The 16,791-nt window shown below is 57.6% G+C and carries 11 protein-coding genes and 1 pseudogene; 5 read left to right on the top strand and 7 right to left on the bottom strand.

Going from position 1 to position 16,791, the window contains the following annotated elements; genetic code table 11:
* The 3 genes from ISN39_RS30620 to ISN39_RS30610 all read right to left on the bottom strand — a co-directional run bounded on the left by ISN39_RS30620 (position 1) and on the right by ISN39_RS30610 (position 3,634).
* Positions 1 to 1,509 carry a sugar ABC transporter ATP-binding protein gene (locus ISN39_RS30620; protein WP_194731663.1) on the bottom strand — a complete coding sequence of 503 codons (1,509 nt, stop codon included), beginning with the start codon at positions 1,507 to 1,509 and terminating at the stop codon, positions 1 to 3.
* A gap of 62 nt (positions 1,510 to 1,571) precedes the next feature.
* Entirely contained in the window at positions 1,572 to 2,618 is a 1,047-nt protein-coding gene (locus tag ISN39_RS30615; protein WP_194731662.1) for a substrate-binding domain-containing protein, read from the bottom strand.
* A gap of 26 nt (positions 2,619 to 2,644) precedes the next feature.
* The gene (locus tag ISN39_RS30610) at positions 2,645 to 3,634 is read right to left on the bottom strand and encodes a TIM barrel protein (protein ID WP_194731661.1); all 990 of its coding nucleotides are present in this window, start codon (positions 3,632 to 3,634) and stop codon (positions 2,645 to 2,647) included.
* 361 nt (positions 3,635 to 3,995) lie between these two features.
* Here ISN39_RS30610 and ISN39_RS30605 point away from each other — a divergent pair.
* A pseudogene (locus tag ISN39_RS30605) lies at positions 3,996 to 4,261 on the top strand (XRE family transcriptional regulator); the annotation flags it as partial.
* Between the two features lie 66 nt (positions 4,262 to 4,327).
* On the opposite strand, the gene ISN39_RS30600 reads toward ISN39_RS30605, so the two are convergent.
* The 4 genes from ISN39_RS30600 to ISN39_RS30585 are packed head-to-tail and all read right to left on the bottom strand — an operon-like array spanning position 4,328 to position 11,620.
* The gene (locus tag ISN39_RS30600) at positions 4,328 to 7,363 is read right to left on the bottom strand and encodes an FAD-binding and (Fe-S)-binding domain-containing protein (protein WP_194731660.1); all 3,036 of its coding nucleotides are present in this window, start codon (positions 7,361 to 7,363) and stop codon (positions 4,328 to 4,330) included.
* 33 nt (positions 7,364 to 7,396) lie between these two features.
* Positions 7,397 to 8,632 (bottom strand): pyridoxal phosphate-dependent aminotransferase, encoded by a 1,236-nt coding sequence (locus ISN39_RS30595; protein WP_194731659.1) that lies wholly within the window; start codon positions 8,630 to 8,632, stop codon positions 7,397 to 7,399.
* 14 nt (positions 8,633 to 8,646) lie between these two features.
* Positions 8,647 to 10,179 (bottom strand): aldehyde dehydrogenase family protein, encoded by a 1,533-nt coding sequence (locus tag ISN39_RS30590; RefSeq protein ID WP_194731658.1) that lies wholly within the window; start codon positions 10,177 to 10,179, stop codon positions 8,647 to 8,649.
* A 46-nt stretch (positions 10,180 to 10,225) separates the two neighbouring features.
* Entirely contained in the window at positions 10,226 to 11,620 is a 1,395-nt protein-coding gene (locus ISN39_RS30585) for a VOC family protein (RefSeq protein WP_194731657.1), read from the bottom strand.
* A 107-nt stretch (positions 11,621 to 11,727) separates the two neighbouring features.
* Between ISN39_RS30585 and ISN39_RS30580 the strand changes: the two genes are divergently transcribed.
* From ISN39_RS30580 to ISN39_RS30565, 4 genes are all read left to right on the top strand, one after another.
* On the top strand, positions 11,728 to 12,627 hold the full coding sequence (locus tag ISN39_RS30580) for a LysR family transcriptional regulator (RefSeq protein ID WP_194731656.1): 900 nt from the start codon (positions 11,728 to 11,730) through the stop codon (positions 12,625 to 12,627).
* Positions 12,628 to 12,936: 309 nt separating this feature from the next.
* Complete coding sequence (locus tag ISN39_RS30575) at positions 12,937 to 13,965, top strand: LacI family DNA-binding transcriptional regulator (RefSeq protein ID WP_194731655.1); 1,029 nt, start codon at positions 12,937 to 12,939, stop codon at positions 13,963 to 13,965.
* A 259-nt stretch (positions 13,966 to 14,224) separates the two neighbouring features.
* The gene (locus ISN39_RS30570; protein WP_133940216.1) at positions 14,225 to 15,166 is read left to right on the top strand and encodes a sugar ABC transporter substrate-binding protein; all 942 of its coding nucleotides are present in this window, start codon (positions 14,225 to 14,227) and stop codon (positions 15,164 to 15,166) included.
* 69 nt (positions 15,167 to 15,235) lie between these two features.
* Positions 15,236 to 16,774, top strand: coding sequence for a sugar ABC transporter ATP-binding protein (locus ISN39_RS30565; RefSeq protein ID WP_194731654.1), 1,539 nt, complete (start codon positions 15,236 to 15,238; stop codon positions 16,772 to 16,774).
* The last annotated feature ends 17 nt before the right edge of the window (positions 16,775 to 16,791 follow it).

Below are 16,791 nucleotides of genomic sequence, written 5' to 3'. Positions count from 1 at the left end.
TCATGCCGCGCCAGGGCGACTGTCGGCCTTCCCGACGGCATGGGAGACGATGGTTTCTTCGGAAAGCTCGTCGCGACCGAGTTCTGCGACGATAATGCCGTCACGCATGACCAGGACGCGGTCGGAGACCCGCATCACTTCGGGAAGCTCTGAGGAGACGACGATCACCGAATGACCTTCTGCAGCGAGGGCCTCGATCAGGTGGTAGATTTCGGATTTCGCGCCAACGTCGATGCCTCGCGTCGGTTCGTCGAACAACAGGATGCGCGAGCCCGCCGCCAGCCACCGTGCGATGATCGCCTTCTGCTGGTTGCCGCCACTAAACAACCTGATCTGGCGATCGAGCTGGAATGGTCTGAGGTTGACGCGTTTGAGCAGGTCTTCTGCAGTCCGCTTGAGTTTCCGGTGGTTGATGAACCCGCCTTTCGAGAAACGGTTCATCGATGGCAGCGCCACATTGATGGTGACGGACCGGCCGGGAATGATGCCTTCGCGCTTGCGCTCTTCGGGAAGGAGGCCGATGCCTGCGGCAATGGCCGCGCGTGGATTGGAGAGAGTGAGCAGCTTCCCGTCGACCTTGACGGTGCCCGACGTCACCTTGTCGGCACCTGAGAGCGCGCGCAAGAGTTCAGTCCTGCCCGAACCAACGAGACCCGCCACGCCCAGGACCTCGCCTTTGTGAAGGTCAAAGGATATGTCGCGGACGCGAGCCGTGTTGAGGTTCCGCGTCTCGACACTCGCCGTCGTCGTTGCGTGCGAGTGGTGCTCCTCGGCCAGGAGCTCGCGGCCAACCATCATCGCGATGACCTCGGCCGTTGCGGTTTTCCTCAGATCGACCATCCCGACGACCTTACCGTCGCGCATGACCGTGGCGCGCTGGCAGACCCGGAACACCTCGTCCATCTTGTGGGACACGTAGATGATTGAGACGCCGCTCGCCGCCAGCCGCTCGATGATATCGGCCAATCGTTCGAATTCGCTCGGTGTCAGGCTCGACGTGGGTTCGTCCATGGCGATGATCTTCGCCTTGTCCAACAGCGCGCGGGCGATCTCGACGACCTGCCGCTGCGCAACCTTCAGCGTGGAAATGGGAGCGGCCGGATTGATGGAGGGATCGATCATCGCGAGCGCCTCGGCTGCGCGCCGTTCCTGCTCCCGGCGATTGACCACGATGCCGCCGAAACGGGTCAGCGAGTGACCGAGGAACATGTTCTGCGCCACAGTGAGATGCGGCACCTGTTGAAGCTCCTGGTGGATCATGGCGATCCCGGCCTGGCGAGCACTATCGGGACGCTTGAAGTGATGGGCGGCGCCGTCGACCCTGACTTCCCCTTCCGTCGCACGAAAGACACCAGACAGGATTCGGAGCAATGTCGACTTTCCCGCGCCGTTCTCACCAAGCAGCGCATGGATCTCACCGGGCGCGACGTCGAAGGAGACGTCGGAGAGCGCTTTGACGCCGGGAAAGACTTTGGAGATATTCTCGAACGCCAATCTGGGAGCAGCCATGGAAATCCAACCTTTGAGAGTTTGGACGGCCGGCCATGCCGACCGTCCCGTTTGGGAGGCGTTTACTTTCCGGCCGCTTTCATCAGCACCGAGCGCACATCGACACCTTCGCCTTGGAAGTCGTTGATGTTGTCCTTGGTGATGAGAGCCTGTGGCGTTGCGACAACCCGCGGCAGCTTCTGGCCCGCGACGAGGCGGAGCGCCACTTCCATCGCCACTTCACCCGTCAACACTGGGAAGCTGTCGACTGTACCCGTCAGTTCGCCCGCCGCGATCGACTTGTAGGCATCAGAGATGCCGTCCGTGCCGAAGACGACGACCTTGTCCTCCAGGCCCACGGCTTTCACGGCCTCGACAACGCCAAGCGCCATGCCATCGTTGTTGCAGTAGAAGCCGATGAGGTCGGGATGCTGCTGCAGGATATTGGTTGCCGCATCATAGGACATCTGGCGATCCCAATTGCCGGGCACGCTCGCGACGACAGTGAATTTGCCGCCTTCTTCGATCGTGCTCTTGAAGCCGTCAGTGCGCTGGACGGCTGCATAAACACCCGCCTGACCCTCGACTATTGCGACTTTGCCGCCATTCGGACGGTTCTCGATGAACCATTTTGCGACTCGGACGCCGTTGTCTCGCTGGACATTGCCGACGTAATGCTCCGCCTGCGGGATCACAGCATCGTTGACGTTAACGACAGGCACGTTGGCAGCCTTCGCCTGTTCAATGACGGGCTGGAGGTTGGCGTCGGTTTGCGGCGACACCAGCAGCACGTTGTAGCCCTGGGTGACCATGCCCTCGGCGATCGTCAGCTGGCCGAGCTGGTCACCCTCGCTCTGGGCGGCCTGATAAGCCACCGTCGCGCCGACTTTGTCCGCGAACTTCTGATAGCCTTCGCCGAGCGAACGCCAGTATTCATTGGTCAGGGTCTTGGAGACGCCACCGACCTTGAAGCCCTCGGGCAGCTTCGGTAGCGCACCGAGTGTCGTTTCCAGTTTGGACCAGTCCATGCGGTCTGGTTCAGAATCCGAATTGAGCGGCTTCAGTTCCTGTGCTGTCGCGATGCCAGCACAAAGGGTTGCGGCGAGAGCCACAGCGAAAATTCTCTTCATGTTTTCCTCCCGGAGGGTTTGGTGGTTCAGTGCTCCGCGCCGAACATCAGCTCCTGTACGATGGCCTGCGTAGAAACGGCGTCCTGTCGGTCAATCGCGCTTGCGAGGCGATTGTCCTGCTCGAGGCGGTCGACGACCTTCAACATCCGCTGGACGGTCTTGATGTTGACCTCGCATTCGTGGACCGGATCGAGCCCGGTCATATCGGGGAACGTGTCGAAATAAATCGCGCCGTCATAGCCGTCGCGCCTGATCTGGCGGAGTAACTCGATGGTCTGAAGCGTGTGGACCGCGCCGACCATTAGGCCGTCGTCACGCTTTGCGTAGCCGTCATTGAGATGGACACCAAGCACGCGGCTGTGGCGGGCGATCAAGGCGGCAGCGAATGCAGGCTGCTCATCGGCGTAGAGCACATGCGCGAAGTCGAGCGTGACGCCCAGGTTCTTCGCACCGACTTCCTTGATGGCGAGCAACGTCGTGGCCGCATCGGGCATCAGGCTATAGGAGCGGGGCTCGTTCGGCTTATACTCGATCGAGATCAGGCAATCGGGATCGTGCTCACAAACTTCACGGATTCCATCTATTTCGTGTTGCCACATTTTCTCATAGTCGGCCTGGAATGCATAATCGAAGCCGTCTTGGCCAAGCCATATCGTCATCAAGCTCGATCCGGCTTCACGGGCGGCATCGATCCCTTTCTTCGTCAGATCGATCGCCTCGCGCCGGACGGCTTCATTCGGATGTGTGAAAGCGCCGAGCTTAAAGGCAGGATTTGTATAGTAGCGCATAGCGAAGCCATTGATCGAAAGCCCGAGATTGCTGAGCATTTGCGCAAGTTCCTTGGGATTCTCACTCACGTGGTCGGGATAGTTCAGGTCGAGGTCGGTCAGGCCTTTCACCCGGGCGGCGCGGTTGGCCATCTGCACGACCGACGGCTTTGTAGACTGGCCCGGCCATTCCCGATGAGCGGCGGAAGCAAATGAATTGAGGCGGGTGGCAAAGCGTGTCGGGTTCAAGGCATCGGTCCCATCTGTGAAGTTATACACTACTTCACAGATTATGATATCTTTGTAAAGTATGAATCCTTTTTCGGTGTAGGAATTGTGTGCTGCGTTGCAAAATGCAGACACCTACCTGACTTCTTGTGCGGCAGGTTGATGCCGCTGAGTGGGTTAGCCCGAAGGTCCAACTTCAGGGTTCGATCTGCTCAGTGATCCCAAGTGCGTCGTCAACTTCTGGCCGACTACGAGACGGTGCTTTCGAGCCTCGCGGCAGCAATAGCTGAGCAGCCCGCAGATTTCCGGTCTTCTAGCAAATCTGCGTAAGGCACACTCGGCCGATGCTCCAAGATTGCAGGGTCAACAGTTGGATTCCCATCAAGAGCCGCTGGCTCGCGAGGATATATTTCCGGTAGAGGAAGTGGCCGAGCCGGCTGATGAGCTGCAGGCCGCGTTGGCCCCCGCACGGGAACGCGGCCGACGTCGCGTGGCGGAAATCCTCGCCGAGGACGACATGCTGAGCGCGGAAGCGTTCGCGGATCTCTCGGCGTTTCGCGCGTCACTGTCACTACAAATCGTCAGAATGGACAGGTTCTCGGTCTCGACGGGGCCAAACGGGGTTTCCGTTTCCCGTCATGGCAACTCGTTATGGACCGCTGATATCGAACCTCACTACAGCAACTCAGCCTCTGGCTGATACGGAACGACACTTCAATCGAGCATAGTGTAGATCACCTCTAGCGGGTGAGGTAGAGACCTACCATCGATCATCTTTGCCTGGCATCGGCACGAATACCCTGTGGCCATGACGACCTTGTTTTCTGATGCTTCAGCTACAGACGGCGCCCAACTCATAGCGTAAAGCTGCTCCGAGATACCGCGGTTGCGGACCTCGTGACCAAAGGTCCCGGCCATTCCGCAACACCCTACATTTTCTACATGCACACTTGCGCCAAGAGCCTGAAAAACCGACTTCCACTGGTTTGAGGCGGACGGAAGGTGGCTCCGCTCGGTACAATGAGGAAGGAGGCTGTATTTGCGTGACGGCGATGGAATAGGTTTAATCGATAGCCTGCTCAAATTCTCTGCAAGCCATTCTTGCGGAAGAAGAACGGTCGCCTTGCGACCACTCGTCCGTAATCCGTGATACTCGCTGCGGTAAACAAGCGTCATTGAGGGATCCAACCCAACGAGAGCAACGCCGGCGTCTGCTAGGGCTCGGAGGTAACGTTCCGTCTTTGCGGCCGCTTTCTCGAAACGACCGAGGTACCCATGAACGTGTAATGCTTTACCATTGTGATGGCATGCGGCGAGATACGGGATCAAGTCCAGCTTACGAGCAACGCGAATGGCTGCAATCGCCACGTTTGGTTCGAAATGAGATGTGAAGCTGTCGAAAACAAATACGACAACCCGATCCTTTTCATCTGGCGATAGCTTCTCGATCTCTCTCGCGTGAGCGATCTCGACACCCAAACGGCGGACTTCCTGGGAAAATGAGCGCCGCGGCAGAAGTGGAAGCGCCGTCAACCCAATCGCTCGCATCAGCCGCTTGCCAGGCGATGTGCCGGCGACGAGATTGTAGAGCGGACGGATCCGCGCCATCAAAGGGAGGGTGGTTTCGATACCGGAAACCACCGAGTCCTTTAGTGGACGCAAGTAACGGCCATAATACAGCTCCAGAAACTTAGAACGGAACGCCGGCACACTGACCTTCACGGGACACTGCCCGGCACAAGCCTTGCAGGCGAGGCAGGTGTCCATTGCTTCTCGCACCTCGTGGGAAAAGTCGTTACGGTTTCTCGGGTTAAGGCTGTTTATAACACGTGCCGTCAGGCTCAAGAGTGGGTGTCGCCGGCGCAGACGTACGGACTCTCTGCGTGGATCAATGCCCTTCTCGCCAAGCAGTCGCAGCCATTCCCGCACAAGCATGGCGCGTCCTTTTGGCGAGTATCGCCGATCGCGGGTCGCCTTGTAGGAGGGACACATGGGGCTCGTCTCGTCGAAGTCGAAACAAGCGCCATTGCCGTTGCAATAGGCGGCATTGTCGAAGGCGGCGCGTATTTCGTTACTGATTATGCGATCGAAAGCGCCCCTTAAAGGTACTTCGTCGATCTTGAGCAGTGACGCGGTGGACGGCGCGGCGATCTTGCCCGGGTTGAGGCGGTTGTTCGGATCGAAAGCCCGTTTGATGTCTTGGAGGCAAGGATAAAGGTCGCCGAAGAATTCCGGCACATATTCCGAGCGCACGCCCTTACCGTGCTCGCCCCACAGAACGCCGCCGTGTTTGCGAGTGAGCGCCACTACGGCGTCGCTGATGTGGCGCAGCAAAGGTACGTGATCGTCACGGGTCAAGTCGAGTGCCGGCCGTACGTGCAGCACCCCTGCGTCGACATGACCGAACATCCCGTAGGAGAGGCCCGCCCTGTCAAGTAGCGCGCGAAATTCACGGATATAGGCAGCCAAGTTCTCAGGCGGGACAGCTGTATCCTCGACGAAGGCGACCGGACGGACGGGGCCGTCCACATTGCCGAGCAAGCCGACAGCGCGCTTGCGCATATTCCATACCGCCTCGACGTCGGCATGCCCGCGGACCACAGTATAGCTGAGGCGGTTGATATCCAGTCCCTCATCGAGCACCGCCGTGACCGCTTCAAGCTTTCGTTGGAGTTCGGCCTCATCGTCGGCCAGCACCTCGACGAGATTGATGCCGTTTGCCACGCCTGTGTGGCTCTCAGGGAAGAACCGGGCTATGTCGGTCCAGACGATATCGTTCTTTGCAAGCCCCAGCACCTTCCCGTCGATCGTCTCGACAGAGGCAACATTGAGGGCGCTTAGGGTGCGAGCGTCTTCCAGCGCGGCGTTGAAGTCGCTGTAGCGGATGTTGACGAGGGCGGCCTGCGCCGGGATCGGCAGAAGATTGAGTTCTGCCTCGGCGATCATGGCAAGGGTGCCTTCCGAGCCGCACAGAAAGGCGTTCAAATCGAAGCGGCCGTCGGCGCGACGGATATGAGCTAGATCGTAGCCGGTCATGTAGCGATTGAGGTTGGGAAAAACCTCCTCTATGCGATCGCGCTTTTCTCGTGCGATGCGCTCAACCGTCCTGTGAACGTCGCCGATTCGGTCACCCCTCGCCAGGGTCTTGGCAAGCGCTTCTTCGTCCATCGGACGCGACCACCAGTCGGAGCCGTCCATAAGCACGATACGAAGCCCAAGCACGTGATTCGAGGTCTTGCCGTAAAGGCACGACCCTTGGCCGCAGGCGTCGGTCGACACCATGCCACCGATTGTGGCCCGGTTCGAGGTTGAAAGCTCCGGCGCGAAGAACAATCCGTGTGGCTTCAAGGCTTGGTTCAACTGGTCCTTGACAACACCTGCCTGAACTCGAGCGACCTTTCTCGCCTGATCAATTTCCAGGATCCGGTTCATGTACCGTGAGCAGTCCACCGCGATACCGGAGGTGAGCGACTGTCCGTTCGTCCCCGTGCCGCCCCCACGCGGGGCGATGGTGAGATCCGCGAAACGAGGATCGGAAAGCGCTTTTGCAATCTTCTTCAGGTCGTCGGCATCTCGCGGAAACAGAATTGCTGCCGGGGTTACCTGGTAGATAGAATTGTCAGTCGCGAAGACAGAGCGCGACATTGCGCGCTGTTCCACGTCGCCATTGAACCCGACTTCGACGAGCCTCTCGACGAAGCCGGGCGGCAACTGCTGTTTTCCAAAACCGGAATGGAGGCGCGGTATCATCAGTCTATACGCACCCCGAACCAGGCAATGACATCAATTCTGCAATGCAGAGCAAGCATGCTTGATACGATTGAGTGCTTCCATCAATTCGGCTTCCGAAGTCGCGTACGAAATCCGAAAATAGGGAGATAGGCCAAAGGCCGAGCCAGGGACGACCGCGACGTGGGCCTCTTCTAGAAGATAGTCGGTGAAGTCATGGTCGGCTTCAATCTTCTTACCTTTCGGTGTCAGTTTGCCCAAAACGCCGGCGCAACTGGAAAAAGTATAGAAAGCACCCTCAGGAGTACGGCAATCCAACCCGTCGATTTCGTTCAGGCGCTCGACAACAAGATCGCGGCGACGACGGAAGCTCTCCTGTCTCTCCTTCAGAAACTTCTGGGGTCCGTTCAGAGCCTCAACCGAGGCAGCCTGGCTGACCGAACAGGGGCAGGACGTCGCCTGGCTCTGGATCACCGCCATCGCTTTGATCAAAGCCTTCGGGCCACCCGCATAACCGATGCGCCAGCCCGTCATCGCGTAGGCTTTCGATACACCGTTGATCGTCAACGTGCGATTCTTCAGTCGAGGCTCGATCGCGACAGGTGTCGCAAATGCGAAATCGTCGTAGACGATGTGCTCGTACATGTCGTCGACCATCAACCAGACCTGCGGATGACCGATCAAAACATCCAGGAGGGGGCGGTAATCCTCGGCGGTGTAGGCAGCGCCCGATGGATTGGACGGCGAGTTAAGAAGAATCCAACGGGTTTTTGATGTGATTGCCTTTTCCAGCTGTTCGGCCTGGAGACGGAAGTTGGCCTTGGCGTCGCACGGGATAAGGACTGACACACCACCGCAAATCTCGACGATGTCGGAATAGGAAGTCCAGTAAGGCGTCGGGATGATCACTTCGTCGCCGGGATCGAGCGTCGCCATAAAGGCGTTGAAGAGGATCTGCTTGGCGCCTGTCGCAACCGTAACCTCGTTGATATCGTAGTCGATGCCGTTTTCCCGTCTGAACTTTTCGACGATCGCCTTCTTCAGGGCCGGCGTGCCGTCCAGAGCGGTGTATTTCGTTTCGCCAGCGTCGATGGCGGCCTTAGCCGCCTCCTTGACGTTCTCCGGCGTATCGAAATCAGGCTCGCCGGCTCCCAGCACGATGACCGGCAGACCATCGCGCTTCATTGCAGCGGCGCGTGCGCCGATCTGGAGAATCTTCGAAACGCCAACCGAGGCGATCCGTGAAGCCGGTTTGAAGCCCGCTTCTTCGATTTTTGTTGAGATCGTCATGAAACGCGCCATTCCTATTCGATGTCAAAAGAAACGCCCTGTGCCAGGGGCAGCGACTTCGAATAGTTGATCGTGTTCGTCGTACGGCGCATGTAAGCTCTCCAGGCGTCGGAGCCGGATTCACGGCCGCCTCCCGTTTCCTTTTCGCCTCCGAACGCACCGCCGATCTCTGCACCCGACGTGCCGATGTTCACGTTGGCGATACCACAATCGGAGCCATCGGCAGCTACGAACCGCTCGGCTTCTCTCATGTCCAGGGTGAAGATCGAGGAAGACAAGCCCGCAGCCACCGCATTGTGATCGGCGATGACCGCGTCGAAATCGCTATATCTCATGACGTACAGAATAGGTGCGAAGGTCTCTTCCAGAACCGGGCCTTCATGCTTGGGCATTTCGACAAGCGCCGGCTTGACGTAGAATGCCAGATCGTGACCGACATCCACACGTTGCCCACCCAAAACGGTGCCTCCGTGTGCCTTGGCTTCAACAAGTGCCTTCTGCATGTTTTCAAAAGCGATTTTGTCGATCAGCGGTCCGACCAACGCTGTCGACTGCAGCGGATCCCCAACAGAGACGCTCTTATAGGCCTTTTTCAGGCGCGGTACGAGCTGATCATAGATGCTTTCATGGACGAACAGGCGACGCAATGTCGTGCACCGCTGGCCAGCCGTGCCCATCGCGCCAAAGGCGATGGCTCGAAGCGCCATGTCGAGATCAGCTGACGGGCACACGATGCCGCCGTTGTTGCCACCAAGTTCCAAGATGGCGCGAGCGAAACGCTTGGCCAGCCGCGGGCCGACGTCGCGGCCCATGCGAGTGGAACCCGTCGCTGACACGAGCGGAACCTTTGGATGATCAACGAGCACTTCACCGATCGCTCGATTGCCGATCAGAACCTGCGAGAGGCCTTCCGGAGCCTCGCCATAACGCTTGAGGGCGCGTTCGAGAATCGCCTGCGACGCCAATGCTGTAAGCAGCGACTTCTCCGATGGTTTCCACACGATGCTGTTGCCGCAGACCAAAGCCAATGCTGCGTTCCAGGCCCAAACGGCGACCGGGAAATTGAAAGCGGAAATGATGCCGATGACACCGAGGGGATGCCAGGTTTCCATCATACGGTGGCCCGGGCGCTCGGTAGCAATTGTGAGACCGTAAAGTTGGCGGGAAAGGCCGACAGCGAAATCGCAGATGTCGATCATTTCCTGCACTTCGCCCAATCCCTCGGACGGAATTTTGCCTGCTTCGATCGAAACGAGGCGGCCCAGATCCGTTTTGGCGGCACGTAGTTCCTCGCCGAGGAGACGAACAAGTTCGCCACGCTTCGGAGCGGGCACGAGGCGCCACGTCTGGAAGGCTTCGTGAGCCTTTTCGATCACCTTGGTCGCCTCTGCCGAACTCATCGCTTTCAGCTTGCCCGTTTGTTCGCCGGTAATCGGAGAGAAGGCAGCGATGTCGCCTTCGGTGTAACGTGATTTTGCCACACCGAGGCGGCCGAGTATCGCGGCGGCTTCTTCAGTAACGGAAACAGTCTTTACGGAAACGTTCATTTTGGGACTCCAGGTCGGCTTCTGCTTGCGCGATTTCTATGACGGTTCACTCGGCGGCGGGGCGATTTTTCAGTTGCGAGATGCAGGCTTCCAGTGAAGCTTTCTCAATTTGCGCATAATGATCAAATTCGTTCAGCACTTGCGCACCGAGGTCTGCTTCGAAGCGCTTTTGATTTGGACTCGCCACGAATTCCTGCTGAGCGCCGTCGCCAAGATTCGACTGGAAAATGCCGGCTGCGCTGACGGGAAGGAAATCCTCGTAAACGATGGGATCAAACTGGATCAGGCCGTCTGCAATGAGGGATTCTATGCTTGCACCCGGCAGCACAGAGCCTTTCTTCCCTTTCTCCGTGAGCGAGTAACTGAAATACCCTAGCCCATCAGAGCGGATGGCCGCCCAGTTGTCGGGGAACGCATGAAACGTTTGCGCAAGCGCCGCTTCGTAAGCCTTGGCGTTCGAGCCATCCGCAGCCGGTCGCACAACCTTGCGCGATTCGTCGAGAAGCTTGTCGTAAAGACCCCTGCCTTTTGGGGTAAGGGCAATGCCCCGCTGTTCGATCTCGCCGAAGCGCGCCGTATGGGAGCCGGCTTTCCAGCCTCCCCGACCGTCCTCAAATGACACCGCTTCTTCAAGCGCCTTAAAAGAGGTCTGGCGCAGCAGGACCGGGCAGTCGCGCGTCGGCGGTCCTTCAACCACCGCTTTAGGGGAAATCCCGTATTCGGGCATCAGCGCCTGCACCTTGTCGATATCAAGCGTGCGAGGGGTGAGGTGGTTGATGTGTGGTCCCTTGAAGGAAACGACATCGGCGATCAGGCGATGGGCATCGTGCAGACGATGATACATATCGGCATCGACTATAGCTTTGTCATGCCAGCGGAACGTCTCCAACACTTCCGCAACGAAACGATCCGCATCCTCGTTGCACAGCCCACCTTCGACTTCCGCCTTTTCGGTCAGCTCGACCGCGCCACTGGTGAAAATCTGCCGCTTGGCGAGAATGTCGGCCGCTTCTTTGCGCAAGGTCTCGTCCGCAATAATGTCGAGGCGAAGCAAAGACGTAAAGACGCGAAAAGGGTTGCGCTTAAGGGCTTCCTCGCCGACCGGTCGAAACGCAGTCGAATGGACGGGCACTCCTGCCGTGGATAGATCGTAGTAGCCAACCGGATACATACCCATGACCGCAAAGACGCGCCGCATCATCGCAAGCTCGTCCGCCGTTCCCAAGCGGATTGCGCCGTGACGCTCCTCAGATATCCGATCAAGATTGTCTGTCGCTTCAAGGCGAGCCCTAAGTTCGGGCTTGGCGGCAAGTGCTTCCTTGTTAACCCGGGCCACAAGATCCATCAGAGTTCCGTAAGCAGGGACCTCGGTGCGATACATGGCCGACATCGCTCCAGAAAACGCGGCGCGGATGTCGCTCGACGTGACATGCTTCGTCATTGTTTTAGACCTTTGAAGAGTTTGTGACTTGATGCTGGAAATGCAATATACTCTTCTGTGGCAGCCACGTGTTGTGACTTGTGCGGCTAACTTTATGCGAAAATGGAATGGGTATGCGCCGAAGCCTAGTGCCAGACATTGTGACCCTTCAAGCGTTTGAATGTGCGGCCCGCCACGCGAATTTTTCTCGCGCAGCAGAAGAGCTAAACCTGACCCAGAGCGCGATTAGCCGCCAGATTGCAGATCTGGAGCGACAGACTGGCCTCAAGCTTTTCGAGCGCATTCGTCAACGTGTAATCCTTTCTGAGGCCGGACAAAGGCTACTGCCGGAGGTTAAGGATCTTCTTGCACGATCGGAACGGCTTATGATCGATGCCGCGGCAGCAGGTCGGACGCGCGCATCGCTAAAGATAGCGACACTTCCAACCTTCGGCGCGAAATGGCTCGTCCCCCGCCTTGGGCGTTTCCTCGCGACGCATCAAGATGTTGCGCTCACGATAGAATCTCGTTCGAAGCCCTTCAGCTTCATGGAGGATAGTTTCGATCTCGCTATCCACTACGGACAACCTATATGGGCAGGTGGCACCCCGACGTTCCTCTGCCATGAGACCGTTATGCCGATAGCAAGTTCAGCACTCGCCGAACGGGTGAGGCAAGAGGCAGAAGGCGATCTCTCTACCATTCCATTGCTACACCTCACCACGCGGCCAAAGCTATGGTCGGACTGGTTTCGACTACAAGGTTCGATCGTAGACAATGCATATGTCGGGCTCCGATTTGACCAGTTTTCGATGATGGTGGCAGCAGCGATAGCCGGGCTCGGTGCGGCGCTTCTGCCAACTTATCTGATAGAGGAGGAGCTAAAGACCGGCATGCTCCTACCCCTGACGTCCAGCACGATGAGAACCGAAAACGCGTATTACGTCGTCCGCCCTGAGGAAAAACAGAGCCTTCCCATCGCCGATGAATTTCAGGAGTGGCTACGCTCTGAAGTACAAGACGATTAAATGCGTGCGGACAACGGATCATCATCCAACCGATCAACCATCGCGGCATTTTGCCAGACATGCAGCGTCTCTCGGCGGATCGTCGGTCCAAACGATGACCTTGCAGTGACCTCACGATTCTAGACTTGACGCCCGCGGCGAGGCGGCGTGACGCATCAAACTCCACTCACATCGTGAGCGAAGGGGCCTCATCGCCTGCAGCTAGAACAAGGACAGATTTTTTTTGCATTGCTGATTGGTTTCTCTCAATCCGCATGACAATCTATGTCACATTGTGAAGAAACCCTATCTTTCCCTGAGGTGATCTCGATGAAGCGTCCCACGATTGCGGACGTCGCAGAAGCGGCTGGTGTTAGCGTTGCAACAGTCGATCGCGTGTTAAATGCCCGACTCCCCGTGCGCGAAGAAACATCAAAACGGGTGTTCTCTGCTGCCGAGCGGGTCGGATTTCACGGCACAAATATAATTCGCCAGCGAATGCTGGCAGATTTACCCTCCTACAATCTGGGCGTTGTTTTGCGCAAAGAACGCCACGCGTTCTATCAAGCATTTGCCGAAGAACTGCAGACCGCCGCACGTGCGGTCAAGGACCGGCGTCTTCAAGTGCATGTGCAGTTTGCAAAGTCCGGCGAGCCCGGTGAGATTTCAGAGCTGCTGCTTGGCATGAAGGGAAAGGTACAGGCAGTCGGTGCTATCGGACCAGACCATCACGACGTCACAGCGGCGGTGAGCGCTCTCAAATCCAAGGGTATTCCTACCTTCTCCCTGCTTTCCGACTTTGCCCAAGGCGTGCGGGAGGCATATCTCGGCACGAACAACATGAAAGTGGGGCGGACCGCCGCATGGCTCCTGTCCAAGCTGTCGCACTCACCTGGCAAACTGCTCCTGCTTCTAGGTGGTCACCGATTTCACGGGCATTCGCTACGCGAGACTGGATTTCGCAGTTATATGCGGGAATACGCTCCGGAGTTCGAGGTGCTGGATGCGCTAATCAACCTTGAAACCCGGCGCTTGACGTATGAATTGCTGATGGACGCCGTTTCTCGCCATCATGACCTGGTGGGTGTTTACTGCATCGGGGGCGGGATGGAAGGCGCGATCGAAGCTTTGCAGGAAACGAACAAAGGCGAAAAGATCGGCTGCCTCGTCAATGAACTGACGCCGGAATCACGACAGGCGCTACTTGAACGGCGCATCACCGGCGTATTTCAGACGCCACTGCGTGAATTATGCGCTGACCTCATTGCCACCATGGTTCATACGATCGAACACGGCATGGCAGAAACGCCGGGACAACGCTTCCTCCCTGCACAGCTTTGGGTGCCTGAGAGTCTGTGATGGTTTGATGGATTCTATCATGCACAGCTGCATTGTTTCTATCAGCGCTGATAGCCGGTAGCCGTCAAGAGACGTTGACGACGGCCCTCCACTAGGAAATTGTCCTGCCGGGTGGTGGAGACAGGAGGCTGCCCCACCGGGATAACTAAAATCCTGACCAACCGATGATGGAGATCATTGATCTTCGTCAGCGAATTCTTGTTGCCAAATGACTGACCTGGGGCTTTTGGCCCCGCGATAACCTCTGGAGGAGAATGAAATGAAAAAGCACCTGATTATTGCAGCTTTCGCCAGCATGTTGGCGACGACCGCGTCGGCCGAGACGATCGGCGTCTCGATGGCGCTCTTCGACGATAATTTTCTCACGGTTCTTCGAAACGGCATGACCGACTACGCCAAGACCCAGGACGGCGTTACACTTCAGATCGAGGATGCGCAAAACGACGTTGGTAAGCAGCTCAGCCAGGTCCAGAACTTTGTCGCCTCCGGCGTCGACGCCATTATCGTCAATCCAGTTGATACGGATGCGACCGTTGCGCTCTCGCAGGCTGCCGATGCGGCAGGTATTCCGTTGATTTATGTCAACCGTCAGCCAGTAAACGTGGACCAGCTTCCCGAAAAGCAGGCCTTCGTGGCTTCCGACGAGAAAGAGTCCGGAACGCTCGAAACCAAGGAAGTTTGCCGCCTTCTGAAGGAGGCTGGGAAGACAGAGGCGAAAGCCGTCGTCATGATGGGCGAGCTCTCCAACCAGGCCGCCCGCATGCGCACGCAGGACATCAAGGACGTGATTGCGACGCCCGAGTGCAGTTTCATCAAGATCGTTGAGGAGCAGACCGCCAACTGGTCGCGCACACAGGGCGCCGACCTGATGACCAATTGGCTATCTGCCGGCGTGGAGTTTGACGCTGTCATTGCCAACAACGATGAGATGGCAATTGGCGCGATCCAGTCGCTGAAAGCTGCCGGAAAAGACATGAAAGACGTGATTGTCTCCGGGGTGGACGCCACTCAGGACGCGCTTGCTGCCATGGCCGCTGGCGACCTCGATGTCTCCGTCTTCCAGAACGCTGCGGGGCAGGGAAAGGGCGCTGTAGATGCGGCTCTGAAGATTGCGCGCGGCGAGACCGTCGAGAAGAAAGGCTATGTACCGTTCGAACTCGTTACGCCGGCAAATCTCAAAGACTACCAGGCCAAGAACTAAAACAGATCGTAGCGTCGAAGGAGGCGGAGATGCCGCCTCTTTCGATTTCCGAGCGATGGAGGATAAGCCATGGTAAGTCCCACCACAGCGGCAGCTATCAAGCGCGTACTCGAGGCCACGGAAGCCGACGGCCTGCTTGCAATCGAGGGTATTCGCAAAGAGTTCCCGGGTGTTTTGGCGCTCGACAACGTGCAGCTTCGCGTCAGACCCGGAACGGTCCACGCATTGATGGGCGAAAACGGGGCTGGCAAGTCGACGCTCATGAAAATCATCGCCGGGATATACCAGCCAGACGCTGGTGAAATACGTCTTCGCGGTGTCCCGACAGTGCTGAAGTCACCGCTTGACGCGCTGGAGCAAGGGATCGCGATGATTCACCAGGAGCTCCAGTTAATGAACTGGATGACAGTGGCGGAGAACATCTGGATCAGACGCGAGCCCAAGAACCGCCTTGGACTCATCGACCATTCCAAGATGGTGACGATGACGGAGGAGCTCTTTGCTCGCCTGAACATCGTACTCGATCCACGAGCTCAAGTGTCCGAATTGACAGTAGCTCAAAAACAGATGGTCGAGATCGCGCGCGCAGTCAGCTACGAATCCTCCGTCCTCATCATGGACGAGCCAACATCGGCGCTGACAGATCGCGAAGTTGAGCATCTTTTTACGATCATACGTGACCTCCGCTCGCGCGGCATAGGTATCGTCTACATTACCCATAAAATGAACGAACTCTTTGAGATCGCCGACGAGTTCACGGTGTTTCGCGATGGGAAATATGTCGGGACACATTCTTCAAAGGATGTAACCCGCGACGACATCATCCGCATGATGGTTGGACGTGAGATCACCAACATGTTTCCCAAGATCGACTGCCCGATCGGCGATGTCGCTCTTGAGGTTCGGAATTTGTCGATTCCCGGCGTCTTCCATGACATCTCGTTTTCGGTCCGGCGAGGAGAGATCCTCGGCCTTGCGGGTCTCGTGGGCTCAAAGCGCTCCAACGTCGCCGAAGCGCTGTTTGGTGTTCAACCGGCAGCGTCAGGCGAGATCGTGATCGATGGCACGCCGGTAAAGATCGACAGTCCGAGCGCGGCCATGGCCCATGGCATGGCCTTTCTGACCGAGGATCGAAAGGAAACGGGCTGCTTCCTGATACTGAATTGCCTTGAAAACATTCAATCCGCGCTGATCACGCGGTCGCACGTCAAAGCCGGCTTCGTCGATCAAGCGACAGTGACAAGACTCTCGGAGGAAATGGCCGCCAAGCTTCGTGTCAAGACGCCGAACCTCCAGGAGACCGTCGAGAATCTCTCGGGCGGGAACCAGCAGAAGCTCTTGATCGCACGCTGGCTTCTGACCAAACCGCGGATTTTGATCCTCGACGAGCCAACTCGCGGCATCGATGTCGGCGCTAAAGCGGAGATTCATCGCCTGATAACGGCCCTTGCCGCCGAAGGTGTGGCGGTCCTGATGATCTCATCTGAATTGCCGGAGGTCCTCGGGATGAGCGACCGGATCATGGTCATGCATGAAGGGCACGTTTCGGGCTTTCTTGATCGCGCCGAGGCAACTCAAGTGAAGATAATGAACCTCGCAGCACGCTAGTGTTCATGACGGGAGGA

It is taken from the genome of Rhizobium sp. 007, from assembly GCF_015353075.1.
In the GTDB taxonomy this organism is placed as follows: domain Bacteria; phylum Pseudomonadota; class Alphaproteobacteria; order Rhizobiales; family Rhizobiaceae; genus Rhizobium.
The sequence above is the reverse complement of the archived record's forward strand: the minus strand, read 5'-3'. Positions and strand labels throughout refer to the sequence as shown.